The 1,308-nt window shown below is 48.1% G+C and carries 2 protein-coding genes; both read right to left on the bottom strand.

The annotated features are described in order from the left end of the window. A partial coding sequence (locus AWU74_RS05620) for an FAD-binding oxidoreductase (RefSeq protein WP_238580187.1) occupies positions 1 to 454 on the bottom strand: 454 nt, incomplete at its 3' end. Between the two features lie 277 nt (positions 455 to 731). After that, on the bottom strand, positions 732 to 1,308 hold a 577-nt coding region (locus AWU74_RS11700), incomplete at its 5' end, for a hypothetical protein (protein ID WP_238580186.1).

The following is a 1,308-nucleotide window of genomic DNA, read 5'->3' as shown; positions in this document are numbered from 1 at the left end:
CGCTTTTGAACGAGGCGCAAAAATCATAGCTCCCCGGCGGGAGCGTCGCAGCGAAGCCCGCGGTCGGCGCAACGCCGATTCCGCCCGACGCGAACAGCAGCTTTTGCCCCGCGCCGCAGGTCTGCTCCGGCGGGGGAAACGTGTTCCCCTGCGGGCCGAGCAGCGACACCCGCTCGCCCTTCGCAAGGCGGCACAGCGATTCCGTCCCGCGCCCCTTTTTCAGGATAAGGAACGTCAGCGCCGTGCCGCCGTCAGCCCGTTCCGCGCGGTGTACGCTAAGTGGTCTGCCCAGCAGCACATCGGACGCCGCCGCCTTCAGCATATAGAACTGCCCCGGAACCGCTACCTCCGCGCCGTTGTCGGCGAAGCGGAGCGCCAGCCGGAAGACGTTTGGAAAGACGCTTTCGCAGGACAGGACGCGTGCGGCAGATACTGTTGGTTTTGAATAAGTCATGATATTCCTGTATGAACCGTCGAGCGGGCTAAACGCGGGAGCCACCTGAACACGCAAGCGTTCGGCAAAAACCGAAGACAGACGCATCGGTCTTCGCACACAAAGGCAGAGCTTTCTCTCCGCCTTTTGTGTTTCATCACGTGCCTACGCCCCTACAAAGAGACTAACCGTCAACTTGGGGTTTTGCGTAAGACGAGGTGTGGAAGGCTTATGTGGGGGATGAACCTGCCGCAGAGGCGGAGTGGTGTGTTTTGGTGAGTAATGGATAATATACGTCCTAATTACGCAATACTTTCTCAAGACCTTCTTTCTTTTGATGAAAAGCATCATAAAAATCCATTGTTTCCAATAAAAATGGCGCAGAGTTGAAAGAACCCTTGAGAGGTATATTATTTTGTTCGGCATATTTTTTTATATACTCTTCTGTTTTTAACACTCCCTGATATTCCTGATTATTCGATATCTTATCATACATAATTGGATGTATTGGTATCAACAGTATTTCAATTTCCGTATGACGTTCTTTGAGCGTATTAATAAACAGAGAAAATCTTTCCTGTATATCATCTGACAAATTAGTATATTTTGCCGCCTGTATATTTCCCCTATTACCATTATTATCTTTTACTATACGTTCCAACTCTTGTTTTATACGAGACCTGTATTTTAGATCGTATGATATCGTTCCATCGGTTAATCGTGTTAGCGTATCACTTATCGTTTCATTGGTCGGTTCTATCGTGGTCTTGTTTGTTATTTCTCTTATAAAACGGGGAATACCTCGAACGGATTCCCGAAAATAACTTTGAGATATCAATTGCATATATTTGTTAAATGGGATTCTTTGAAAAAAA

It is taken from the genome of Treponema endosymbiont of Eucomonympha sp., from assembly GCF_001028545.1.
The sequence above is the reverse complement of the archived record's forward strand: the minus strand, read 5'-3'. Positions and strand labels throughout refer to the sequence as shown.